This window comes from Leptolyngbya sp. FACHB-1624, from assembly GCF_047649235.1.
Lineage (GTDB): Bacteria > Cyanobacteriota > Cyanobacteriia > Leptolyngbyales > Leptolyngbyaceae > Leptolyngbya > Leptolyngbya boryana.
In genome coordinates this window covers 4,322,210-4,347,310 of sequence record NZ_CP180258.1, presented here as the reverse complement: position 1 = coordinate 4,347,310, position 25,101 = coordinate 4,322,210, and the positions used below count along the sequence as shown (strand labels likewise).

At 46.4% G+C, this 25,101-nt stretch carries 14 protein-coding genes; all 14 read right to left on the bottom strand.

Going from position 1 to position 25,101, the window contains the following annotated elements; translation table 11 throughout:
* Nucleotides 1-10: 10 nt before the first annotated feature.
* Nucleotides 11-1,288 (bottom strand): McrC family protein, encoded by a 1,278-nt coding sequence (locus tag ACMUEV_RS20575; RefSeq protein ID WP_242044649.1) that lies wholly within the window; start codon nt 1,286-1,288, stop codon nt 11-13.
* Nucleotides 1,285-3,984 carry an AAA family ATPase gene (locus ACMUEV_RS20570; RefSeq protein WP_190652480.1) on the bottom strand — a complete coding sequence of 900 codons (2,700 nt, stop codon included), beginning with the start codon at nt 3,982-3,984 and terminating at the stop codon, nt 1,285-1,287. Before ACMUEV_RS20570 ends, ACMUEV_RS20575 begins: the two co-directional genes overlap by 4 nt.
* Nucleotides 3,985-4,017: 33 nt before the next feature.
* Nucleotides 4,018-5,478: an ABC transporter ATP-binding protein/permease gene (locus tag ACMUEV_RS20565; protein WP_190652481.1), complete on the bottom strand. Its 1,461-nt coding sequence runs from the start codon at nt 5,476-5,478 to the stop codon at nt 4,018-4,020.
* Between the two features lie 12 nt (nt 5,479-5,490).
* Nucleotides 5,491-5,799, bottom strand: coding sequence for a hypothetical protein (locus ACMUEV_RS20560; RefSeq protein WP_190652482.1), 309 nt, complete (start codon nt 5,797-5,799; stop codon nt 5,491-5,493).
* A 43-nt stretch (nt 5,800-5,842) separates the two neighbouring features.
* Nucleotides 5,843-6,307 (bottom strand): hypothetical protein, encoded by a 465-nt coding sequence (locus ACMUEV_RS20555; RefSeq protein ID WP_190652483.1) that lies wholly within the window; start codon nt 6,305-6,307, stop codon nt 5,843-5,845.
* Nucleotides 6,308-6,393: 86 nt separating this feature from the next.
* Nucleotides 6,394-10,422, bottom strand: a complete 4,029-nt coding sequence (locus tag ACMUEV_RS20550) for an Eco57I restriction-modification methylase domain-containing protein (protein WP_190652484.1) — start codon at nt 10,420-10,422, stop codon at nt 6,394-6,396.
* Nucleotides 10,423-10,434: 12 nt separating this feature from the next.
* The gene (gene drmD / locus ACMUEV_RS20545) at nt 10,435-13,680 is read right to left on the bottom strand and encodes a DISARM system SNF2-like helicase DrmD (RefSeq protein WP_199329638.1); all 3,246 of its coding nucleotides are present in this window, start codon (nt 13,678-13,680) and stop codon (nt 10,435-10,437) included.
* Between the two features lie 545 nt (nt 13,681-14,225).
* Nucleotides 14,226-18,395 carry a caspase family protein gene (locus ACMUEV_RS20540; protein ID WP_190652485.1) on the bottom strand — a complete coding sequence of 1,390 codons (4,170 nt, stop codon included), beginning with the start codon at nt 18,393-18,395 and terminating at the stop codon, nt 14,226-14,228.
* Between the two features lie 9 nt (nt 18,396-18,404).
* A complete protein-coding gene (locus tag ACMUEV_RS20535; protein ID WP_190652486.1) occupies nt 18,405-18,749 on the bottom strand; it encodes a CU044_2847 family protein in 345 nt (114 codons plus the stop codon).
* A 128-nt stretch (nt 18,750-18,877) separates the two neighbouring features.
* Complete coding sequence (locus tag ACMUEV_RS20530) at nt 18,878-20,584, bottom strand: ShlB/FhaC/HecB family hemolysin secretion/activation protein (protein ID WP_190652487.1); 1,707 nt, start codon at nt 20,582-20,584, stop codon at nt 18,878-18,880.
* 13 nt (nt 20,585-20,597) lie between these two features.
* On the bottom strand, nt 20,598-21,227 hold the full coding sequence (locus ACMUEV_RS20525) for a response regulator transcription factor (protein WP_190652488.1): 630 nt from the start codon (nt 21,225-21,227) through the stop codon (nt 20,598-20,600).
* A complete protein-coding gene (locus ACMUEV_RS20520; RefSeq protein WP_190652489.1) occupies nt 21,199-21,483 on the bottom strand; it encodes a histidine kinase dimerization/phosphoacceptor domain-containing protein in 285 nt (94 codons plus the stop codon). Before ACMUEV_RS20520 ends, ACMUEV_RS20525 begins: the two co-directional genes overlap by 29 nt.
* Nucleotides 21,484-21,649: 166 nt before the next feature.
* On the bottom strand, nt 21,650-22,384 hold the full coding sequence (locus ACMUEV_RS20515; RefSeq protein WP_190652490.1) for a sensor histidine kinase: 735 nt from the start codon (nt 22,382-22,384) through the stop codon (nt 21,650-21,652).
* 74 nt (nt 22,385-22,458) lie between these two features.
* The gene (locus ACMUEV_RS20510; RefSeq protein ID WP_348251617.1) at nt 22,459-25,074 is read right to left on the bottom strand and encodes a CHAT domain-containing protein; all 2,616 of its coding nucleotides are present in this window, start codon (nt 25,072-25,074) and stop codon (nt 22,459-22,461) included.
* Between the last annotated feature and the right edge of the window lie 27 nt (nt 25,075-25,101).

Sequence of the window (25,101 nt, the reverse complement as noted above, 5' to 3'; positions counted from 1 at the left end):
TCTCGGAAAGTCAAGCTTGCTCAGAAATGATTCTGCCTATCGTCGCGTATTCCATTTGGGATGAAAGCAAATTCTCTAAGAATACATTTCCTGCGTTCAATAGATCTTTTTCCAAAGCAAAGCTTAGACTCCGAACACGAATATTCTGCAGGTTAACATCTAAGGGTTTCTGTAATGACTCTGGATAAATGAGAACAGCTTCCGAGCATCTCTCAGCAGTTGCATAGGCAACGATTTGGGCAATATCTTTTGTTGTAGGAGCAACTGGGATTTTGTGCTTTGTATCTAGAACATAATGAATCTGACCTGTGGTGAGATCAAATAACACCAGATCAACTGAGAAAGATAAGGAACCATCTTGGTTAATATCAATTTGATGCTGAGAGCGAACATCCAAATTGTAGGGCTGTAAATGGCTGATACGATGTGCTTTCAGCCATTCGGCAACAAATAGTTCGTAGAGTCGTGCCATATTCAGCAGGAAAGGGAATGTCTGATGATCCCCTTTAGTACGGCTAGGTCCACTTTGCTCTAGAAAGAACCGACAAAGAGCATGAAGTGGCTTATAGTCACTATCCAGACGATTATAGATTCGTTTGATGCAATCTTGAGATGTAACATATTCAAGCGAAATACTGCCTTGTAGGGCACGGTATGCTCGACGCACATTGGTAAGAGCGTGAGCGTTACAAACGCCACAGGTGATGATTCTTCGGAGTGTCCAGAGCAAAATTTGATTCTCTTCAATGTCTGGCGTATGTTCCGTGGAGTGACATTTGATTTTGACTTCCCAAGGTTTCTGAACTAAGTACCGAGAGTCGATACGCCCTCGCACAAAATTCATGCGATCGCTCTTTGAGACATAAGTTCGATACAACCCTTTTCTCGCACGATCGAGAATCCGTTGAGCCAGAACATTTGCAAGAAAGCTATAAAATTCTTCGAGCGTACCAGAGTGACTGAACCCATCTAGAAACTGAAAACTTTTGAGGTTATACGCATATTCCAACATTCCGAAGATATTGGTATGAGGAACCTTGGGTTGTAGGCGAAACCCAATTTCATCTGAAAGCGGAATGTAGCCAACCCAACCCTGAGAGGTGAAGCGCCATTGTCCACCTGTGATCGGAGAGGGAAACTCAACTTTGATGCCTCCCCTTCGCACCGTACCATTCTCCCCATAAGCTTGCCAAAGCAACGTTCCTAATTCCATCGGAATCAGGTCAGAAGAGAATTGTTTTGAAACATACTCTGTCAGTTCGTAAACGATGGGTTTGATCGGGTTCATGTGCCCAGTTTCTCCTTCACCTGTTCCCATCTCATCGTTGTCATTTTGTCGGGCTGATCAAAGAAGAATTCCTCTAAGTACGGCTCAATTTCCAATTTCCAAATGCTTTTGAGTTCTGTTTCTAGTTGAGGTCGAAGAAAGAAGCTTGTTCCAATTTGATAGTGTGGATCGGCAATCTTGGCGTTAATTTGCTTCAAGATACTGACTAGATTAGATGCTGACAAGTATTCGGTCGATTCGTGGTACTTGCGTAAGCCTTCATAGTTGGGTGGAACATAGAGAAAAGCAAAGCGACGACGGAGCGCGTGATCAACGAGAGCGATCGAGCGATCAGCAGTATTCATCGTTCCGAGAATGCGAACATTGTTTGGAATGCTAAAGAGTTCCCCACTCGCTAGATGGACTTTCTCATCTCGATACTCTAGAAGGTACATTAACTCTCCAAACACTTGAGCTAAGTTCGCGCGATTGATTTCATCAATGATCAGAACGCAAGGATGCCCTGCACAAGATTGAGCGCGTTTGCAGAACTCTAGAAACCGTCCTGGTACGGTTGGGTAATCTAATCCGCCTTCTACTCGTTTGGGGCGGATACCTTGAATGAAGTCCTCATAGGTATAGGCGGGGTGAAATTGCACCACATCAACAAATCCAGTTCCACCTCCAATGAGATGTTGAGCCAGATGATGCGCTAGAAAAGTTTTGCCTGTTCCAGGGGGTCCATATAAGACTGCTTGCCGTTTACGATCGATTGCTTGCACCCAATCTTTTAAGTCCTCTAGCTCCATGTAAGTCTTCTCGGCGCATTGAGCAAGAGAATAGGGTGGATTGATGGTTAAGGGAGGCTCATCTCCCACAAGATATTCTTCAATTTCTGGAATGGGATCGCTAGAACTTGCCAGGATGATGAGAGGAAACAATTGTTGATAGGTTTGCGTGATTTGCATGACCAGTTGTTCCGTAGAGCTTTCCAACACCTTTGATTTTGGAAGCACGATCGCAACATGCAGATCGCCAATTTGCTCAGGGTCTTTGAGCCAATCTTGCCAGCTTAGATTTGCCTGACCTGAGATCGTATTGTCTGGATTAATGATGACACGACTGCGACTGCCAAAGAATAGATTGGGATCTGACAGACTTTCTTCTAATAGCTCTAGTAATGGCTGATAGTACTTTTTACAGTTTTGAGTAAATTGCTGTCGTTGATCGCTGCCATACATCCCGATAAAGAAGCCAAATTCGATGCGATCGCAGTTCATCCACAGGAAAAGTTGAGCATCCTGAGTTCGCTGTCCGCCTTTTGGATAGAATGCGCTCCAGTAGAAATCCCAAGCTCCACCATGCTTAAAGTCGTTTTTGGGAATTTTGGCGAAGATTTTCCGCTCTGTTTCCATTCGCTCAGTTAGTGCATCTGGAAGCTGGGTAGCGACTTGTCGGAATAGTTTTTGGAAAGGTTCTTCTAGATGTTGCTTGAACTCATTTTTTCTAGCAAGATAGGTTATTTTCTTTGGCACTGCCTTCAATTCTGCTAACAGTTCAAACGTAATTGGAGAGAATGGACGATCAGAAGTGGGTGTCATGTTGGATTTGGTAATGTCGCTGAATTCGGCTTCGGTTAGGGGAATCAATGTTCTTTGCCATCCATTTTTGTTGACCGGACGAGTCACTAAGTCATCCCATTGCACAGGCAATCGATGATTGTGCTGACTTACAGTCGCGTCAAAGTAATAAGATCCTGTGACAGTACCGATGCCCAAGACTTCTGTTTTTCCTCGATTGGCAACAATGCGATCGCCTTCCTGAATTTGGGAAAATTGCCAGACTTGATTCACTCCAGTTTTTGACCACTTCCACTCTGGATGTTGAGCGATTAAGTCATCCCGTCGTGCATCGAACTCTAATTTGCTGAGATGGGAAATATCACCGAGTTCATCCCACCCGATCGCAATGAAACCCTGTTCGCGACATTCATTCCATTGCCACGCGTTTTCACCGGGTGCAATTTTCCAATAGCTCGATCGCTGCTTCAAACTATAGCTACAGACCCAGATAAAGCTCTGGATATCTACCATATCTCGCGGTTTGTATGGTTTGAGCGCATCTTTGAGTTGATCGGTAATGTGCTTGATTGCTTCATAGGTTTGAGCAGATGGTCTAGACGTGAATTGGTTGCCTGCTCCAATAAACTCTAGGAAGGTTTTGAACGCACTTGGTTTGATGAAAAGCTCTGTGTCAGGATGACATAAGAACAGAAAATGAGTGGGGAATGTCCACTTGTTCGGTAGCTTTTCGTTTTCAATCCACTCAAGGTAACGACTCAGTCGAATTTCGGTCGCTTCATCTCCATAAAGCAAGGCATAGAATGCCTTACAAAAAGCTTTTCGGTCTAAATTTGTAGTGCTCAGAATGTTTAAGTCGCTAGAATCAGAGTATCTCAGGAAAAGTAGATTATTCTCCTTATCTTGTCCTAACGCTTGAAGGTCAGCAATCAGACCATCATAGTTCTCTGAATCAATTTGTTGGCGCAAGCGGAGTTCCGACAACTGAGTTTTTGCCTTGACAATTAGTTTCTGTTTATAGTCAACTTCGTCTTTCTGGAAGCTTGCATCGATCGGGTCAGAGAAACTTAGCCAGTTTGGGTACTGTTGTTTGAATAGATTCAGGAGCTCATCGATTTTCTGCTGATTGAGAGTCATGTCTTGTTCCAGATAGTTAGGGCAATACTCTGGTTAGTTCATTACGTTGTCTCGTTGGTAAGCAATTTTGGCAACTAGACCAGCAACAACGGTATAAAGCGTAAGCCATAGGATATTGAGCAAAAGATGCGGGTGATCGGCGAGTCCTGCGGCAGTTTCAATGATTTCTCGGTAGTGAAAGAATGGAGAAATAACGATGAGATCCTTGAGATAAATTGGTTTCTCGATCGGTATAATGCCACATGAGAAAATGCCAAACGGGATTAAGATGCCTGCGATCGAATCGAGTGCTTTAGGCGGGATGACATAGCCCAATGCAATTCCAATCACAGCAAAGGGAATGATGCCGATTAGTAAACCAAGACTGAGTGATGTCCATTCTCCAAGTGATTGCTCTAATCCAAATTTGAAGATTCCGATCGCAAAAATCGTAGAGAGACTGGCAATGAGAACCAGCATCGTCATGAGCAGTTTGGCAGCAAGATAGATACTTGGCTTCAAAGGGGTAACCCTGAGAAGCTTTAACCAACCTTCGACGCGCTCGATCGCAATTCGTTTTCCGGGACGCTCAACCGAAAAGATCAGTAAGCTGATTGCGCTAAAGAAGGTTAGTCCTTTCGTAAGCGTATCCGTGTTATTCAAGGGCATGAAGGCAACTAAACCGGAAAATAAGAAAACACCTGCAAGATATGTTGGGGTTCTAAAAAGCTGTAAAATTTCTGCCCAAGTTTGTTGAGTCAGCATTCGTAACGGACTGGCTGATTGGCCGGAGAATGCGGGTTGCTGTTCTGGCTTAGTACTGCTTTGCATATCCTGCAAGGGTCGCACAGTTTTGGGAGGCTGTTTGTCAAAGTTCAGTTTTCCATCAGCAAGAGTAATAATGTGGGTTGCAAGATCCTTTAGCTTGTCTTGTTCGGATTGAATGTGCGTCACCATGAGGATTGTCACGCCCTTATGCTTACAGGCTTCAACTTGATCCCAAAAGGCTGTTTGACCTTCGACATCTAGGTTTTTAGTCGGCTCATCAAGAATCAGTAGTTTTGGATTGCCAACGAGCGCGATCGCAAAATAGAGGCGCTGTTTCTGTCCTCCTGCTAAATCGCTTGGATAGGCATCTCGCTTATCGGAGAGTCCAACTGTTGCAAGTACTTCTTGGGTAGAAAGCGCATTGGGATAGTAGCTTCTGACCAGTTCGATCAGTTCTTTGACTTTTAAGCTATTGGGGGGCGTGACTTCCTGGAATACAGTACCAACTTGTAATTTTGATTCTGGCAAGTGGGGCGATGTGCCACACAGTTGAACGCTTCCACTATCAGGATCTTGTAAGCCAAGAATAATCTTGAGTAGCGTGCTTTTTCCTGCACCATTCGCGCCTCGTAGGACGACAAAATCTCCTTGTCGTACAGTTAGGTCAATATTCTTCAAAACGGCTTGTTTACGAAACAGACCGGCTCGAAAGCCTTTACTGAGGTTTCTGACTTCAATAATATTCATGGTTAGTGCGCCCTAGTTTAATTTTCCAAACAGATCTTGAATTACCCACCAAGTAGCAACCCCGGCTGTGGCAGCAGGGATGAGGGGAACGCCTAAAAGTGTGAGGGCAACAAGGACGATCGCACCTCCCAAAAACGACATGGGATCGATCGGGTGAGCAATTATATCTGTCGCAACATTGAATTTGATCAGGATGATAAAGATGCCTCCAAACACAAGCAGGGCAAATCCAGCTTGTAGCGTTCGGGAGACAAAGATAGGCAGATCGAATTGTGCTTTCTCGATCGAAGGTTCTTGAGAGTTGTTGGATGTGTTTTCCATCGCGATGCTCCAAGTTGCTTGAACAGGACTTTTTTAAAGTTCCCTATTTGCCGGACGAAAGCAGGGTTCTGGCGGCTAACCATACGAAAAATCCAACACCCGCGACGACTAATACAGGCGCTTCGATCACTGCTAGTCCAACGGCTGCGATCGAGCCTGCTGCGACACTCGCAATCTCTTTTGCACCTTTGCCACTATCAGGTTTGTGGTCTACCTCAACGTCTTTGGGCTTATTGCCTTCGATTGGGGGAGAATTGGAAGGCTTAGGTTTATCACTCGGATTTTTTGAGGTTTTTTCTGGCTCTGGAGATGGCTTGCTAGAAGAATTCGTTGAACAGTCTCTAGCTGAAATGTCTGCCCATTCTAGAAGCGGGGTACAGGAGTGCTGGAGCAGGATTGTATGGGTGGTCAACAGAACTGCCCAACTCATGAGCAGCACAATGCTGAGAATTCGGATTGCGTTGTGTTTGAGAGAGACTAGCCAAGTATTGACATTGATCGTTTGCATGATGAATCAGAGTAAGCACAGTATTCGCAGAAAATGAAAGTTAGGAGTAAGGCTGGTAGAAAAGCAAGGTAACGCGATGCTGCTGGCTAAGTGTCCTCCTCAGTGGCGAATAGAGGTAAGGTTTCATAATCTCCTGTGGGTTTCTTAGCTTTTTTGCGAGTCTTAGCAGGCGATTTCTGAGCAGGAGTACGCCCACGGATCTCGGCTTCGGCTCTGTCTTGGTTAAGTTTGAGCAGTCGGGCGAGGACTTCATCGTGGATGGCTTCATTCCAACGATAGCGCCAAGGTTTTTTGCGTTTGCTGCTGCCTTCCTCGTCTTCGTCTTCGTAATCGAGCAGAAATTCGTAATCGGTGGGAATGTCTGTCCAACCATAAGCATCAAGGACAGCACGATCGATCTGTGCATGAAGTTCTCGCAGCTTCAGAATGTCAGGATTTGTCTCGTCTCGATTGTGAAAACGATCATAGGTATCAGTAAGTCCTTGATTTTTCTGAACTATGAGAATAGCGCGAGATTCATAGTAAGTTTTACCTGCAAATTCGAGAAAAGAATTGGTTTCCCAGTTCTCAGGAAAAGGAAAGGTTTCAAAGCAATCAGACGGATTGTAACGAAGCCGATCTTCCAATGATGAACTAAAAAAGCGTGCCCAAATCTCATGGATTCGAGATTGTAAAACTGAAAAACTTGAATATGTTTGAAAAGGAAAAACGTTAAGACTATTAGCGAAGACAACTTTAGGGGTATAAAAAACGAAAGTATGATGTTCAGCCGCTTGAGCATTAGTGACTAACACACGGTCTAAGTTTTCAATTGCTTTGTACAGAGCCACCCTTTTCTCACAAAATTGCCACCATTTACGTCTGTAAATCTCACGCTTATCAAGGAGCCTTTGTGGTTTTACTTTTTCTTCAACAATTGCCATTAAATCTGGATATTTTCGTGCTTCATCCTCACTCATGTCACCAAAATTAATTACATAACGATGGTGAGAATGAGTTGGATTATTATTTATTTCATCACCTCCTATGTAAGGAAAAATACGTTCTGCATTGCGTGGATCTTTCTCAATCAATTGATTCATCGTAGCTATAGAAGTTAGATCCGCCTTAGTATCATCAAAAGTAAAGCCCATTCCCAGAACAATACTGCCCTGAAAACTCTTATTGGCATTGGCTAACAATACAGCAGGATTTTCGTGGCCGCCTTTGTGAAATAGAAAAGCTGTGATTTCCTCTACTGTTTGACCATCCAAGGTCTTGATGTATTGATACTTGCCTTTGAAGATATTCACTACGCTGACGACAACGGCTGCAAGTCCGGGCCATTTCAACCGCTTCTGCGCGTAATAAATCGTTCCTTCGTTCTGGCAAATGTATCTTAGTCCTGTGCTGCGTGTATCTCCCTGCGAGATTGTGTTCGTCGCAATCAATCCAAACGTTCCCCCATGCCGCAACAAATCAAACGATCGGCGAAAGAAGTGAGCAATCAAATCTGAGTTTCCGTGAGCTTCTGGATGAATCTCTTGCAGCCAAGCCAAGTATCCTTCTGGATGAGCATTAATCAGCGTATTTTTACCTGCAAAGGGCGGATTTCCAGCAATAAAATCAAAGCCTGGATTTTCTCGACTAAACACTTCAGGAAACTCAGTCTCCCAATGAATCGGGGAGATTGCTTTTTCAAACTTTCTCGGAATACTGGCAAGTAACTCTATTTCGGATCGATCAATGACTCCTGATCGCCACAAATTAATCCTGGTTGCGAATTCCTTGAGAATTTTCTTGGCATCCCGCTTAGACTTTGAGAAAGTCATGATATACGCTGCTAGAGCAACATCACTCATTAGCTTGGTATCTTTTTCATCATCTGCATTACTCCGCTTCGACTCAAAGAATGCTGCCACAATAACATCATTCAAAACCCGACTTTCGTAAGACTCTGAATCTGCCTTCTCTAGGTTTTCTTGATTCTGTTCGTCCTGACTTTCATTAGCGAAAGCAATCAACTCTCGATAAAACTTCGTTTTTTGAGCATTTTCTTGCAACATCCCGATCAAAGCGGATTCGCTCAAATCACTTGCAGACATAAATCGGCTGAGTTGTGGCTGTCGAACTCCAACCAATGAATCTCCACACTTGAGCGCATGATCCAAAAAGGTAAATGGCAGGTCTTTTGCAAGGGTGACAAGCCAGAGTGATAATCGTGCCAGAACAACTGCAAACGGATTTTTATCGACCCCATACAAACACGCCTGAGCGACCCGCCGCCGCGCCACGATCACATCCTCTACGTTTTCTGGTAAATCCGCAGGTTTGCCGTAATAGTTCCAAGCTTCCACCAGTTTGTCTGCCAACTGCCGACAGGCTTCGACTAAAAACGCCGCCGACCCCATCGCTAAGTCACACATCTTCAGATCGAGTAACTGCTGTGGTGTTGGATGTTCTCCTAACCCCCACAGTACAGGCTCCAATGTTCTCTCTACGATCGGCTGTGTCAACTTCCGAGGCGTATAGTGCGTTCCTGTGCGCCGTCGTTCCTCTCCTGGCTGTAAAAACAAACTTCCTGCTGCTAGTAAATTCGGCGTTCTCGGTGAAACCCGACGACCGATCGCAGCCACGATCGCTTCTACCGTCTTCGCTTCCTTCAATTCCTTAAGTGCCGCCCCTTTCAATTCACACTCAGCAGTTTTGAGCATCGTGGTGCGATCGGCTGGCTTCGCTGCCAAAATCTGATCCACATCAACCACCACATCTTTCGGGCGAACTGCGATCGACCTTCCCCGCGCCACCGTGACCTCAAAGCCCATAATCGCCTCGTAGACGGAGCCGATTTGTTCGACATCTAGCGATCGATACGACAACCGCTCCCCATCTAACACCAGCAGCTTATCCAACATTCGATAAACTACGCCATCTGAAATTCGAGGCGCTTCAATTCTGCCAAACGTCGCAAACTCAGATCCAAGCGGGCGACCTTCCAAAAACGGATATTCATCTGGATCAAATAACTGTCCCCGCCGCGCTGGAAGATACTCTTCGTTGGGGCCGCCTCCGTCATACACCAACCGAAACAAGCTCAACAATGCAGCCCACGCGCCATATCGTTGATCTATCGTGTCGGGATAGTTCCCTGCATCTTCCCGCAACTTCTCATACAATCCCGATACCGCATAACTGCGCTGATACACCTCATCATCAGGCATCAGCCCTTCATCCTCGGCATAAAGCAGAAACACCAGCCGCATCAAAGTCGCAATCAATCCACCATAGATATGTTGCGGCTCAATTTCCGCCAATTCTCTCAAAATCCTGCCATTGACTGCCGCATCCGCCGCCTGAAATCCCCGCAGCAATTCCCACAGCGCATCCAAGACCTGTCCCGATAGCTTGGTCGAAACTTCCGCCTGATAGTTCCGACTATCTTCGAGCAGTCGAGTCAGACGTTGATTCTCCGGCACATTGAACAATCGATCTTCGCCCAACAGCAAATCCAGTGCGCCTAAAATCAGTCGCCCTGGCACTTCGGTCATCGCCTGTACTGGAAAAGTCAGATGTCCCGAAGATTCTCCCTTCGGCGCATAAACTAGCCGAATCGAAGTCCCATTGGTCAACAATCCTGCATAAACGCCCGTCTCTCGCAACAACCGCTCAAATTTCGCCTGAATGGTTGCTTTCCAACCCTGCCCACCGATCGTTGCTGGATCGTCTTGATCAAACTCCACTTCTGGCGCAAGCTCTTGGACAAGTAAAATCCATTCAGTAGTATCCGGGTCACGCACCGCATAAGTCGGCTGCAAAGTTTCCCCGTAGCTCGGCAAGACCACCGATAACTCACTTGGCAATGCTTCCTGTCCCGGCGCGCCTACCAGGTCTTGTTCCCGCCATCCCAAAACCTTCTCAGTAAAAAGCGGAAAATTGTCAATTTGAGCGCGATCGCGAAGCGCGGTCGAAACATCATGTCGCAGACAACTCACCAGCCGTTCCTGCAAATTGACCAATCTGCCACGATCAATAATTGCCTGAGCTTTGATTAAGGCGGGTGGCGAAACGACCAAACCCACAGGCTGAAGCAACCCCAACCATTCCTTATGTCTGAGGATATCTAAATCAGTTGCCATTGGGTTCTCTCCTCAATTCGACACCGGATGCAGGTAAATAATGCCAACTGGCTCCACACGCTCCGCTTTGACATGATACGTCTGCCGGATTCGATCTGGCTCAGTTAAAATCTCAGATTCGAGTTGCGCCACCCGAATCTGCCAATGCCGCCGATCCGACTCAATCTGCCGCATCTCTTCTTGATTAAAGAATGACAACTGCTGCGTTTCGTACTGCTGAAACTGCTTGAGAATGCGATCGCGCTGTTCTTCTAGGAGTGCTTTTATTTCCTGAGCTTCGCGATCGCCCCGTTGCGCGAGTTTATTTTTGGCACTCTCCGTCAGCTTGGCGGCACGACGCTCCAAATGTGGCAATAAATCCTCAACATCCCTTGCTGTATGAGCCTTCAACCGCTCAATCACTGAAGCTGGCACTTCTCTCAATCGCGGTTGAGCCAGCGAATCTTCCAGAATTTGCATGACATCTTTTTTCTCACCTTCGCCTAACGGACGTAATCGCCCACGCCCTCTAGCTTCTGGGTCAACCCATTCGGCTGCAACCGTGATAATCTCGTCATGCAATCGAGCCGCACGATCGCCATACAGCGAAAGCCTGCCTAGAATAATCACGCGAGGAATCGGGTCATCGGTGCGACAAACGCAAGCACGAGTCAATTCATCATGAAGAAAGCCCTGCGAGAGAAAACGTCCTAAGAGCCGTTGAACGATCCGATGCTCCAAGTGCAAATGAACGACTTGACCATCGAGAGAACCGGGATCTTGAAACACGATCGGACGAATCGGAGCTTCTCTACGCCAATCCCAAATCTTCTGCACCTTTTGTCGGGGCGCTCGCAGCGTGTCTAAAGTCGTTGCCCAAGTTGAATCTGCACCTGCTTGCTGATCCAGTGCTGGAATCGTCCAAGGGCTGCGCTGTGGATCAGCGATCGCGCTTTGTGCATCTGTCGGTTTGAGTGGTTCAGCACCCATTAACTCCAGAGAAACAGACAGCGCCTCTCGGAAATGAATATGTTGATCATCTAAGCCCAACCACGCTTTAGAATCGCGCAACATCATTTCTAATTCAGTTTGCTGTTGCCGTAACTTATCGGTTCGTAGCCGAATCGCCTCTAACTCTTCCTTGATGGCACTGCCCCGCTTTTGTGATTCCTCATCAGACTGGTCAGCACTGTCGATCGCGGCGGTCAATTGCTGAATCTCAGCTTGCCGAATCCCACTATCTAACAGTTGAGCGACGTTCTTCTCAACCACGGGCGACAAACTGCCCAACTCTTCTTGAATCTGCTTTGTTTTTCTCACTAAGACATCCAGAACGCGATCTTCCACCCGTTGGGACAATACAAAGTAGTGGCAGCGCACGATTGATTCTCGCTGAAGTTTGCGATCGATACGCCCATTGCGTTGCTCCATCCGACTGGGATTCCAAGGCACGTCGAAATGAAATAAATCCGCACAGTAATTCTGAAGGTTTACACCCTCTCGTGCTGCATCCGTTGCAATTAAAATTCTGAGTGGATGTTTGGCAGGATCAGCATTAAAGGCTTGTTTAATCAACTCCCGACGCTGCTCTCCCATATCGCTACCACCATGAAAGGTTCCGATGCGCTCCCGCTCCCGCTCAGAATTTGCAATGATCGCTCCAAGCTGCTGTTCTAAATATCGCTTTGTGTCCGTGTACTCCGTGAAAATCAACACACGCCGATTCAACCACTTTGCGCCTGGTGTTCCCAAATCTGGGCAAAGATGCTGACGTATCCAACCTTCCAGCTTTTTTACTTTACTATCCGGCTGATGACGTGCTTCCTCTGCAATCTGCGTCATTTCCTCCAGCAGATCCAACTCTTGCTGTGAAATTGCGCCCCCAACTGCCTGAGTCGCCTTTTCCATTTGAGCAGCTTCTTCTTTCAGCACTTCGTCTTCATCTAACTCAGCTCGATCGTCATCCGCCCCCGGCGCTTGTCTCAGAAGCGGGAAACTTTGCGAAGTTGAGGTTTGCTGTTCCGCCTGTCGCTCGATCGCTTTTCGATGAACTTTCAAAGTACGGGCAAAGGCTTCGATCGAAGACAGTAAGCGTTTCTGAAGCGAAGTTAACACCAAAGCAGCAGTTGCCTGCGTCGATTTCGGTGCATCTTTCAACCGCGCTTCTCGGCAGTCTCGGTACTGTTGCAGCAATCGAGACAGCTTCAGTTCTGGCGAGTCTTCTGGTAAATCATCAATCACAACCGGAATCACTTCCCGTTTGGGAAAGTCGGCACTATTGATTTCTCGTAAATCCTGCTTCAACCGCCGCACCATGACTGCATCCAAGAGTTTCTTACTCCGAACGGGCACACCTCGGCAGAATCGTTGCGGGTCTAGAATTTCCAGCAGTGCGGCAAAACTATTGGAATGTCCATTATGGGGAGTTGCAGAGAGGAATAGTTTGTGTTCAAATCGGGGAGCGAGATCCCGCACCGTTCGCGTTAGCTGAGAATCGATCGCATATCGAGAGCCGCTCGCAGGTGCTGCATTATGTGCCTCATCTAGAATCAGCATCGCTCCAGCGGAAAACTCTTGCAACCAGTCTCTTAAGGGTGCCGCATAGGTTTCGTCACGCAGCAGCGAATGGGAAATAATAAAGCGTGTATGAGTTTTCCAAGGATTAACTCCGTAGCCTCGCTCCCGGCGTTTTGCGGCAACAAAGTCGCGATCGTACACAATAAACGTCAAGCCAAAGCGGCTCTCCATTTCGTCTTTCCATTGGCGCACCACCGAGGGTGGGCAAGAAATGACCACACGCTTAATCTTTTGCCGCATCAACATTTCGCGCAGGATCAGCCCCGCTTCGATCGTCTTGCCTAATCCAACATCATCGGCAATAAATAAATTAACCCGTGGCATTCTCAAGGCTTTCCGCAATGGCTCTAGCTGATATGCCTTGACTTGAATTCCGGCACGATAAGGAGCCTGAAACAGCTTCGGATCAGTTGAAGTGACGCAATTCCAACGCAGCGCGTGTAAATACGCTGAGAAATAACGCGGATTATCAAAGCCCCGACTGGCAACAGATTCCCAAGATGATGCTTCCAACACCTGAGCATCAATCTCCCGCTCCCAAAACACATCCAACGTATCGCCTTGGGCATCATCTTCGAGACAGGCTAAACGGACTCTGGTATCCCCCCCGCCTGAATCAGCAGGAGTCACTTCTTCGACAAGATATTGCCGCGATCTCACTCGAATAATTTGTCCGGGTTGGAGTTGTGCTGATGCCATCATTGTTCTTTTTCACACACCGCTCCATTATGAATGAAAATTCAGAAAGCCTCTCTAAGATAATTTCGCGCAAAAAATTGGCGAGGTACGATTGGCAGTTGTGTTGCAAAGACTTTGAGGTTGAAGGTTGGCGAGCGATGCAAACGTGGAGCTCGGTAGTAGTACAAGGTCTTTCATGAGGTGAGTAAATACCACACCGGGTTGGAGTCGGCTCAGCTTCGCAATGAGGAAGCGGTCAACTTCAGTTATGTGGTGTATCAATTCTGCAACTGACGGGCTGTTCTAGCACACAATTTGGACGATTTCAGGTTGCTCATGAACGGCACATCGTGGGATAGAAACTCTACACACTCACTCGCCAAGTCCTAGACGATTTGCTGCGATTCATTCTGACCCAGTTCTTACAAGGACAGACCAATGAGCAAATTTTTCAGGCTCTTTTACCCACTTAATGGGCAAGTAAATTGGCTCAGCAAAGCTGTTTGTTTTTTCACGCTCTGTCACTTGCCAAGTCGTGTCTGCACTCTAATCGATGGGTAGCTTTATTATCAAAAACTGTTTTGACTATTTGTTGAGATGAATTGAGCTAAATTCATCATACTTCTAGAATCTCTAAACTCAGGATGGTGTTTGATGCGATCACAGCAGACTCGCAGCCAATCTTTCCAAGTTCCAACGTCCCACAAGCGAATCGTGCCATCTTCGCTGCCACTTACAATCAATTTCCCATCCGGATCAGGTGAGAATTTTATCGATCGTACAGTGGCTTGATGTCCTTTAAAGGGCAGCCCGATCGAATTTCCCTTCAAGTCCCACAAGCGAATTGTTCGGTCTTCGCTGCCACTCGCAATAAATTTGCCATCTGGTGAAAATACAACAGCTCTCACCTTATCATCATGCTGCTGCACCCAAATTTGATCTCCTTGCAAATCCCAAAGACGTAATGTTTTATCCTGGCTACCACTGACAATATACCTGCCATCTTCTGGTGAAAAGGCAACCGATAAAACGCGGCTCTGATGTCCCTTGAGCACAATGGGCTGAGAGGATTGATCTAAATCCCAAAGTCGAATTGTGTTGTCTGCACTTCCACTGGCGACTAGCCTGCGATTAGAATCAGGAGAAATGGCAACCGATAAAACGCGATCGTCGTGCCGGCCAAAGCATTGATTAAAATAGCAGTCTCCATCGGATAAAGACCAAAGGCATACGGTTTTATCATCACTACTACTAATAACAAACTCTCCAGTCGGTGAGACTGCGACCGAGCGAACCCAAGCATGATGACCATCGGAAGACACTTTGACCGCCTCTGTTGATGAATCTGCTTGAGCATTCCATAAGCGCAGTGTGGTGTCTGCGCTACCGCTCACAATATACTTGCCGTCGGGCGTGAACTTAATCGAGCGTATCCAGCTTGTATGTCCCTCGAACGACCTTATCAGATTGTGAGTCTGTACATTCCATTGTTGCACTCTCGTACTTTCTCCGCCGCTAGCTATCGAGCATCCATCAGGCGAAAATGCAACTGATAGAATTCTTCCTTGGTCAGGCTGAATCACGCGACTCATGAGGTTTCCTTGTAAGTCCCACAATCGTACCGTTTTATCGCGGCTGGCACTGGCGATGAAGCAACCGTTAGGTGCGACTCGAACTGAGCGAACCCAATCTTGATGCCCCGCGAACACTTCCCCGATTCCATGTCCTTGTAAATCCCATAAACGAATCGTACAATCTGCGCTGCCACTAGCAATGAACTGATCGTTTGGAGCAATCGCGACCGACAAAACTCGCTCTCGATGTCCCTCAAATGGATCTCCTTTCGGTGATCCATCTAGATTCCAGAGTCGGATTGTGTTGTCTTCGCTTCCACTAACGATAAAGGTTCCAGAGGGCGAAACGGCAACAGAACGTACCCATCGCGTGTGACCGTGGAATGGCTCACCATACGGCTTGCCATCGATTGTCCAGCGTCGAATGGTTCCGTCAGCACTGCCACTCACAACCCAATCACTGTTCGGTGAAGCAGCAACCGACAACACCCAATCTTCATGTCCGATAAACGGTGGCGAGTACAACGTGCCATCTAAATTCCACAAGCGCACCGTTTTATCTTTGCTGGCACTCGCAATCCACTCACCATTAGGCGCAACAGTCACAGATCGAATACAATCTTGATGTCCAATCCAAGGCTGACCAATCAATTGTCCGTCTAAGTTCCAAAGTCTTACCGTTGCATCTTCACTACCACTCACAATATGCTTGCCGTCTGGAGTAAATGCCACTGCCCACACAGTGCTTTCGTGTCCCCGGAACACTCGATGACAAGTTCCTTCTAAGTCCCATAGCTTTAACGTATTATCCTTTGCGCCACTGACGATCCATCGAGCGTCTGGCGAAATTGCTACACACTTCACCATGCCTGTTGGATGATCAAAGCGATTCTGCTCTCTTGAAATCTCCATGCTCTGGCGCAGAGTATCTTGAAAGATGCTAGGTAGATCTTGTGTTAATGGCTGAAGTTTCAAGCTTTCATCAATCAGTTCTAATGTTTTAATTAATCCTGAGATTGGTTTATTCGACTGCAATGCTTGTTGTGCTTGTTTAGCATTATGCAATCGTTGTTGATCGATCGCGAGATCTGCTTTTTTGTGATGCTCATAACTCTCCTGAAAGAATCGTTTGATCTCTGAGTCTTGTACATCTAGCTCTAATTTTTTTTGCTTTACTTCTAGCTCAAGCATCATGCTTTTTGGAATCAGCGACAAAGAATCTTCATCGTTTTCCTGCCATTCTTGGTAGCGTTCGTAAAGTCGATCTTTAGTACGTCTCCAGTCGCGATCGTATTCGCACCATTGGGCGAACGTTGCCCAACCTTCGATTAAGGCTTCATGTGCCAAATCCACCCAATCTTCTATTCCTTCAGCACCGCGAATAAATAATCTTCGTCGAGTCATCTCCTCAATTAAATCCAAAATCGTTTCGCGATCGCGTTCCGTTTGCCCAAGATTCAAAAGCTGGCGTAGTGACTGGCGGCAACGTGCATCTTTTTGCTGCTTTCCAGTCCGAACTAAGCGCAAACAGATCTTCTGTAGCCATGCTTTCTCGAACTCATTACAATCTTGGTAGAACGTTTCAGCCCGCTTGTTTAACGCTCCGGTCAGCCCGCCAATCTGTCGATATTGCTCTAGTTCCAGTTGACGTGTATTTCGGTTTCGCTCCTTCCATAGCTCCCACAGTGTGAACTGTAAAAGCGGCAAGATGCCTTGCTCTTGTCCCGCATCGACGATAATTCTTCCAAGCAGACCGGACTCTAATGTATAGCCTTGAAGTTCAGCAGGTTTGACGATAGCTCTTTCCAAATCCGCTCCTTCCAGCGGCGGCATAAAAATCCCTTGTTGATTAATGATTTGGGTCAAAGTCAGATATCGGAGGCACTCTTCGACAAAATCTGCCCGAATCGTAATGATGATCGCAATGTTTGAGCCTGGACAGTCTGAAACCTCGGTTAATAGATTAATGAAGCGAGTTCGCTCTTCGAGCGTGGATTGAGTGAAAATCTCTTCAAACTGATCAACGATCACTAGATAGCGATTCAAGCCATGTTCTGGAATCGGTAAATCGGCTGCTAGTTTCACCAAGCCTTGTTGCTCTCGATAAATCAAGTGCTCTAATTTTTGCGTTTGCCTTATTCCCTGGAAATAAGGTTCAAAGACCGTAATCAATTTTGATAAAGGAGCAATTCCAGGTCGAAGCAGTGGGGCTAACACTTGCCAGCCGTTCTTTTCTACCCAAGGAATCAAGCCTGCACGCACGACAGAGGATTTTCCACTGCCTGAGGCTCCGACAACTGCAACAAAGTGCTTTTGATCCAACTCCTGCCAAATCTTTTCGACGACTTGTTCTCGCCCAAAGAAGAACCTGGCTTGCTCTTTGCCAAACGGTTCTAGTCCTCGATACGGAGAAATCGTATCATCGGGTTGAATCGATTGTGCTGACTCGATCGGTGATCGGATCAGCGGAATGACTAAGTTAATGCCTGCACTAGCGACCTCTTGCCCGCTTTGGTGAAGTGCTTGCACCACAAATCCCAGCAAATCCGTGCTGGTAATTATGTCGTTCCCGTTGTAACGGCGATTTAGTCCTGCTAAAACCGCTTCAGTAAAGATGCCATGCTCTGCTCCTTCTCTAGCACGTTCAAAACTGCGACAAGCCGCAATTAAACAAGAATTATGTTTGTCACTAAGCGTCTGTTGAATCGAACCCAGCGAAGACTGTTCCAGCATCGAGCCAGCGTAACAGCAATCGAGCAAGAGAACTAAACTGCCAAAATTAGCCTGTTTCAGGAATCGATTGAATGCTTCAAATGAAATGGCATTCAATCCTTGCGGCGTGGAATCTGAAGCCGCTAAGTATCCTGTATAACTATCGGTCAATGCATCCCATATCCGAAAGCCGTGTCCTGCAAAGTAAATCACAACATTCTGAGCGGTGGCACGTTGACAAAAGAGTTTGAGTTCTTTTTTGAGTTCCTCCCCAGTTAATCTCTTGTCGGCTGCAATCATCCATTTTTGATTACTCAATCGCTTCGGTAGACGCTCCACAATGTAGCCGTGCTGCTCAAGAATTGTTGCGATCGCTTCTGCATCCACTGCTGCATTTGGCAAGCGCTTAAATTCCTTATACTCAGCGACCCCAATTACTAACGCATATGCCATACGATACCTCTAGCATTCTTGGGTTAGCTGTTTTGTAAAGTTACACTCGATCTGAATCTCAAAGTTACTCTCGGCAGATCCTTCTGTAAGCATTGGAATCCCAGTTTTGCCACCAACCTTTAAGTTGAATTTAAGCGTCACCTTACTGACCTCTGCAGACTCAAAATTGTGAAAGGCATCGATCGCATACTTTGCATAGCCTCGAATCGTGGTATGCACTTTTTGCAAGTCAATCGTCGGTAAGTCTCGATATCCTGGCTCGTCTTCTGGCTCTTGGGTTGTCTCAGTAGTGACGACATAAAGATCGTATTCTTGATCATCAGCTTTGAGAATCAGTTTCTGCGTATCAGCCATTGCGGTTGACTCCTGAAGTAATCGCTAAAAATCATACTGAAGCTGCTTAGTTCTTGGTATTAAAGAACTCTAATGAAGTCAACGTGATAAGTTGTTGAAGAGTGATTCTACGTATTACAGAAACTCTATCAAAATGAGGGACTATATCGAATCGAGAAATAAATCCCATTCTCTTGCAAACTCCGGTGATTAGAATCGAGCGATACTAAAGGAATTCCCCAGTCGAGCCTTGCCGAAAAATTGTCCCCTTGCCGCCAGAGTAAGCCGAGTCCCGTGCCAACTAAAGTATTGGTTTCGGGATTATTTCCTCTGCGATTCCAACCTGCGCCTAGATCTACAAAAGGAGTCAGTTGTAGAATTCCATTCTGAGTTCTGAGAATCGGCAAGCGTAGCTCCGTTGAAAACAGTAATCCATTATCTGTTAGAAGCGCATCTTGACGATATCCTCGCACCGTTTCCGACCCACCGATTCCAATCTGTTCAAGCGGGACTAAAGATCGGTCGCTGAGTTGCAGATCTCCGCGCACAAGTAGTAACGTGTCGCGAGCTAAGAGCCTTGTCCATTGGGCTTGACCTCGCCATGCAAAGAAGTGGCTATCCGGTGCATCATTGTTTTGTGTTGCATTGAATAAGCCAACTCCGAAACTAAACTGCGATCGTGCTGCAAAAACCTGTCGGTCGCTACGGTGAACATAATCTTGAAAGAATCGTAGGGCTGAAATTCGTGTGCGTCCTTGCTCATCGGCTCCGGGTGATAGGCGGAAAGGACCAATATTGTCGATACCAAGTTCTGTCTCGCTTTCTTGGCGCGAGAAGGTTAATCCCATGGCAAACTCAGTCGTGGGACGCTGAACAATCGGTTGGCGGTAGGTGAGTTCGTAATAGCGAGATCGAGAGGTGATATCTAAAACGTCAAACGGTTTTTCAATCACAGTACTGCGACTTCTGCCATAGGCGAATCGCAGAGTCCCATTGCGAGGATTTAGGGGAACTGTATAGTTTAGATCGATACTATTGCTGCCATTAGTGTTGGAATAGCCGACTTTGAGACTATCGCCGAATCCTAGAAGATTAGCTTGCGATACCTCAAGTTGACGACGGAGCGTTCCGACACTGGGCGATCGAGCATTATCTAAGGAGGGAGTAATTGCCAGTGTTTTTGCTTCACCGACTGTCACTTGTAGAATGCTACTTCCCAGTTTTGTGCCTGCTTGTAAATCAGCTGAAATACTAGTTAGAAGCGGATCAAGCTGTAAAACTCGCAATTGCTCTAGTAAGCGATCGACATTTAATGGCTTTTGAGTTGCTAAACCAACTCGACTACGGATATAGCTTGGGTTGAGCCGCCGAGTTCCGACTACATTAATTTCGTCCACTGTGCCTTCGATGATTTGAATTTTGACAACACTATCTTCAAGCGTTTGGGGTGGAAGCACTGCGGCTGAAGTCAAGTATTTTCTATCGACATAGAGCTTTGCAATTCGCGATCGAACTTCTTGCAGCTTAGTAAAACTTAGATTTTGATTTGTGTATTCTTCAGTAATTTTTGCAAAATCTTCGGCGCTAAAGATAGTACTTCCTACAATTTCAAATCGCTTTACAAAGATGGTATCGGGAATGCTTCTAGGCGCTTCAGTAGGGCTTATGGGTGGTGGTGGGAGAAGCTGTTCAATTGGAGGAAGTTTGGCTGGTCCTTGTGGATAAATTTTCTGCTCAGGCGCACCATCGCGAATGATTGGAGAATTGCGAGGAATTGATTGCGATCGGGCTGAAGTCGTTAGGAGTGGGGCAAGGACTAGAATTGGGGCAATGAGCCAGGAGAGTTTATTTTGCATCGTCTTGAGAAGATTACTTTAGAGCGGAGTTTACAAAGATTGCTAATTGCGATCGGTTTTTGAAATTGAGACGGTTAAAGATACTGTTGACGTGAGTTTTAACCGTACTTTGAGAGATAAAGAGTTGGTCAGCAATTTCTTGATTGGTTGCACCGATTGCAACAAGTCGAGCGACCTCTAGCTCTCTTGCCGTCAGCTCTGCAAATTCTGTTGGAATGACTTCAGATTTGGATGGATAAGCAATTCGTTCTAAAATGCCAGGTGCGAGTTGGGCATAGCCTTGATGAATGCTGCGAATCGCTGTTGCGAGTTCTTCGGAGGGTGTATCTTTGAGCAAATATCCTTTTGCTCCGGCTCGGATCGCTGCGGCTACGTCTTGATCCTCGTCATAGGTACTCAGAACAAGCACTTTAGTTCCGGGATATTTTTCACAGAGGATCTGAGTTGCAGTTGAGCCGTTCATGACAGGCATTCGCACATCCATAAGGACAATATCGGGGTGTAATTGTTCAAATTGTGCGATCGCGGCTTCTCCATGCTCTGCCATGCCGACAATCTCGAAGTCAGGTTCTAAACTCAACATTGCTTTTAGACCTTGACGAACTAGAATTTGATCATCGACGAGAAGTAAGCGAATCTTCATACGATTTTGGGGCTTGGATCTTAGAGTTTGGATGGGGAGAGTTTAGAGTTTTGACAGTTTTGCGGATATCTTGCAGGAGGGTAGAACTTAGGCTATAAGCTTCATGAAGTAGCCCCATTGCTTGAACTGGATCAAGGTTCCACAGCTTGTAAGCTGCTTGAAGTTGGATATTTAGTGCTGCGATCGACTGTCCTAGATCTGGATAGCTCTGACGAATAATCCGCTGGTATTGATGATTGAGTTGTGCAAGTTTCATTAGCCGCCAGGATGTAATGAGTAATACGATGAGTAAGAGAAGGGTGATCATGGCGGAGAAAATTAAATGCGACTGCACTGATTGTGAACCGAAATTTGGTAGCGCGATCATAGCAGGATGATATTTCAATCTTTTGTTGGAGGAGCGCCTGACAAAAGTTCTAGAGCTACCAGTTATCAAGATTCAGTGGTTGCCAATCTCCGATTTCGATAGTGGGTAGAAGTTGCATCGGAATTCTAGCCGTAATACAGCATCCTTCACCAAGTTGAGTTTTAACCTCAAGCGTACCTTGTAAGAGTGCAACTCGCTCCTGCATTCCCTTTAAGCCATAGCCATTGACGATCGTACTTTGATCAAAGCCTCGACCATTATCTTGAATGGTGAGCGAGACCTGAGTAGAAGTTGCTTCGATTTGAATCTGAACGGTTGTTGCTTGAGCATATTTCCGAATGTTGTTGAGTGATTCTTGAACAATGCGATAGATCGGAATTTTGAGATATTCAGGGAGTTGAGTCTTATTTTCAAAGCTTGGGCGCACTTGAGTCGTGTGATAGAAATCTTGAATGAGAGACTCTATTAAAACTTCAAACGCTTGAGTGTCGATAGCATCATCTCGAAGGACTCGAACGGAGTCGCGCATCTCTTGAGTTGCGATCGCGACGAGACGATGCGCTTCAGTCAGAACCCCTTGGGCTTCTGTGGCATTGGGTTGGCAGAGTTTCATAGCGGTCTGGAGCTGAAAGTTTAGAGCAGTCAGTGCATGACCGAGAGAATCATGGAGATCTCTTGCGATACGAGTGCGTTCTTGAGTCGCAGAGATATTCGCAAATTGCAAAACACAGTGCCACAACTGTTGATGTAATTGATCGAGTTGGTCGGGTGTGTAAAGTTCTTCAGCCATAAAGGTTGCTCCGGCTCACTCATTCGATTTAGTTCTAAAGCAGGAGGGGTTATGCAGATATGCGCTGAGCTAACTTATGTCCAATTTCCAATCAAGATGTACGGTGCCCAGAAAAAGGGCTGCTGCTCGTATTTCTCGTCGTTGAGAATCGCAAGCTGGGCACGCCGGAGAGCTTCAGCTTTTGAGATGCCTGTTTGATTGATTTTTGCTAGCTCAGCATAGAAGACCTCCATCAGTTTTGCTGAAGCCTCATCATTGACGCGCCATAGAGTTGCAACCGTACTTCGCGCGCCCGATTGCACCGCGATGCCAGCAAGTCCAAGGACGGATTGAGGATCGCCTTGCGCTGTCTCACAGGCACTCAAAACGAGCAATTCTAGCGATCGCTGTTTTGATAGATCTATAGTTTGTAGTACACTGCTCAGATCTGTGACATTGATCTGTCCATCGGAAGTCAAAATATAGGTATCTTCTTTGCGCGAACCAAATCGACCATGTGTTGCGAGATGAACGATTGGGAATGAAGCCTGTGAGACTCGACTTTCAAACTTTTTAGTCGTGAAAGTACCGTCTAGTAATACTTCGCTCGGTAATTCTTTCTGAATTGCTTGGACTTCAGTTTTGACAGCCGGAAGTGCTTCAAAGTTCGATCGAGCTTCGGTAAGCCCTGCAACTAGCGCATTTAATCGCTCTGTGTTCAAAGCTTTTGGCGAGAGTAATTGTAACCCAGGTGTAATTGCAACACTATATTGCTCAATCAAGAACTGTGTGCCGTCATGTAAAGCCGACATCGGAATCGCTCGCAATGCTCCATCTGGGACAAAGACAAGCGTTTTGACATTCCGCTTTGCGAGGTCTGCTTTGATCGGAGCAATCAGCCAATTGTAGACGGTTTGCAGTCTGGGTAGGGTCGTTTCTAGCGTGTTTCTACCATCTAATCCATCTCGAAGCTTCAGAATCAGGGTTTCAACTTCTTTTTGCGAAACTTTTGTCTCGTGGTAGACCTGAATCGGTTCATCGGTTTCTTTTGCGCCCGGCAAGCTAAGGATCAGTGAAATACGATCGTCAAGCACAATCGGATAGATGACTGCGGCATCTTGAGCTACTTTGTCAATTTGCTTTTCATTTACAGTCAGACAAGCTTCTCGAAAGAAGTTGTCAAGTTCTACTAACTGTAAAGCTTCAATGACTTTACGAGCAGATTGCAGCCGCTCTTTCTGATTAGATTTTAGGAGCAAGCTGACGAGTTGACGGTGAATGGGTTCGATCGCGACTCGGAATGAGAACTGAACATCTGGACTGGATGCGGCAAGATCTGCGCGAAGTGATTTGATTGTGGCAACGGCTTGTTGGTATGCGAGAATTGCGTCGTCCGATCGATTCTTTTGTCTATTCAGAATCCGCCCAAGTTGCCATTGCCAGCGATAGGCGATATCTCCAGCATTAATCTGTTGAGCGAGTGCTAGAGCGCGATTTGTGAGTTGTTCTGCCTCTTTCCATTGTTCAGTTTGTTCGTAGACGCTTCCTAAGCTTCCGATCGCGTAAGATTGAGTTCTTGGATCGCCTAATGCTTCGGATTGTTGCACTGCGATCGCGAGTGAGGTTGCAATCGATCGCGGGTTTTGCTGCATCTGCATCATGGTTTGAGCAAGATTGATCCGAGCTTCGATCGCGGATTTGCTAGGGGGCAATGCTTCAATGTCGGTTTGAATCTGCGGAGTGAGTTGTTCTATTGCAGTTGTTATTTTTCTAGCTGCTGTTTGTTTTTCGGATTCTGCGCGTTGTGTATCATTCAGAATCGATTTTTGCTTGTCTAGGAGCAGACTGAGTTGATTTAATTGGGCTTGTACCCTGAGGTTTCCGGGTCTGGAGGCGGCTTGTTGATAGTAGGTGAGTGCTGCTTGAAGATCGGCTTCAGCGGGTTTTGGATTACCAAAGCCTTGTGCGCGAAGTGTGTTTCCTAAGCTGAGTTGGGTTAGCGCGATCGTATCCGTCAGTTTCAACTCAGTCGCGATCGTGAGTCCTCGTTCTAGCACTAGTTTTGCTTGTGGAAAATCTCCCACGACTCGCAGTGATTCTCCTAAAGTTCGCAGTGCATTTGCTGTTTCTGAGGTAGAGGTTACGGTCTGGAGTGCGATTTTCAAAGGTTCGGCTTTTTCGCGGGATTTAAGTGTGAGAGCTTGATCCAATGTTTCGATTGCCCTGCGGTATAGTCCTAAATTTTGGAGTGCTTGGGCTTGATTTGTCTGGCTGACTAAGGCGCGATCGCGTTTTCCTTCTTTTTGATAGATATCGGTTGCCTGCTTCCAGGTTTCGAGCGCTGCATTGGTCTGTCCACGAGCTAGCTGTAAGCTGCCTTGAATGTCTAGAGATTGTGCGATCGCGAGTGAACGGCCGGGCATGTTTTCAGGCGTTGATTCGAGAACAGAGAGACTTTCTATGACTGCTTGATTTGCTTTTTCCCATTGTCCTAGTTGCTGATATGAGAGAGAGAGATTACTCAAGCTCAAGCTTTGCCGAATCGGCTCGCCAGCAGTTTTATAGTTTTGTGCGGCTTGTTGGAATAGCTGTGCGGCTTCTGAGAATTTTTGCCGGGTATAGTGCGATCGAGCTTGTTCTTCTAAGCTAGGGAATGAGGCGGTTGCGATTTGAGGAATGACTGGTGATGTGATACAGACTAGTGCAGTCATTGTCACGGAGAGGAGAAAGCGAATGAG

What these genes read in the sequence shown, in the direction of transcription:
- ACMUEV_RS20575 (WP_242044649.1), bottom strand. Translation starts at nt 1,288, where the DNA reads ATGAACCCGATCAAACCCATCGTTTACGAACTGACAGAGTATGTTTCA.
- ACMUEV_RS20570 (WP_190652480.1), bottom strand. Translation starts at nt 3,984, where the DNA reads ATGACTCTCAATCAGCAGAAAATCGATGAGCTCCTGAATCTATTCAAA.
- ACMUEV_RS20565 (WP_190652481.1), bottom strand. Translation starts at nt 5,478, where the DNA reads ATGAATATTATTGAAGTCAGAAACCTCAGTAAAGGCTTTCGAGCCGGT.
- ACMUEV_RS20560 (WP_190652482.1), bottom strand. Translation starts at nt 5,799, where the DNA reads ATGGAAAACACATCCAACAACTCTCAAGAACCTTCGATCGAGAAAGCA.
- ACMUEV_RS20555 (WP_190652483.1), bottom strand. Translation starts at nt 6,307, where the DNA reads ATGCAAACGATCAATGTCAATACTTGGCTAGTCTCTCTCAAACACAAC.
- ACMUEV_RS20550 (WP_190652484.1), bottom strand. Translation starts at nt 10,422, where the DNA reads ATGGCAACTGATTTAGATATCCTCAGACATAAGGAATGGTTGGGGTTG.
- drmD (WP_199329638.1), bottom strand. Translation starts at nt 13,680, where the DNA reads ATGATGGCATCAGCACAACTCCAACCCGGACAAATTATTCGAGTGAGA.
- ACMUEV_RS20540 (WP_190652485.1), bottom strand. Translation starts at nt 18,395, where the DNA reads ATGGCATATGCGTTAGTAATTGGGGTCGCTGAGTATAAGGAATTTAAG.
- ACMUEV_RS20535 (WP_190652486.1), bottom strand. Translation starts at nt 18,749, where the DNA reads ATGGCTGATACGCAGAAACTGATTCTCAAAGCTGATGATCAAGAATAC.
- ACMUEV_RS20530 (WP_190652487.1), bottom strand. Translation starts at nt 20,584, where the DNA reads ATGCAAAATAAACTCTCCTGGCTCATTGCCCCAATTCTAGTCCTTGCC.
- ACMUEV_RS20525 (WP_190652488.1), bottom strand. Translation starts at nt 21,227, where the DNA reads ATGAAGATTCGCTTACTTCTCGTCGATGATCAAATTCTAGTTCGTCAA.
- ACMUEV_RS20520 (WP_190652489.1), bottom strand. Translation starts at nt 21,483, where the DNA reads ATGAAACTTGCACAACTCAATCATCAATACCAGCGGATTATTCGTCAG.
- ACMUEV_RS20515 (WP_190652490.1), bottom strand. Translation starts at nt 22,384, where the DNA reads ATGGCTGAAGAACTTTACACACCCGACCAACTCGATCAATTACATCAA.
- ACMUEV_RS20510 (WP_348251617.1), bottom strand. Translation starts at nt 25,074, where the DNA reads ATGACTGCACTAGTCTGTATCACATCACCAGTCATTCCTCAAATCGCA.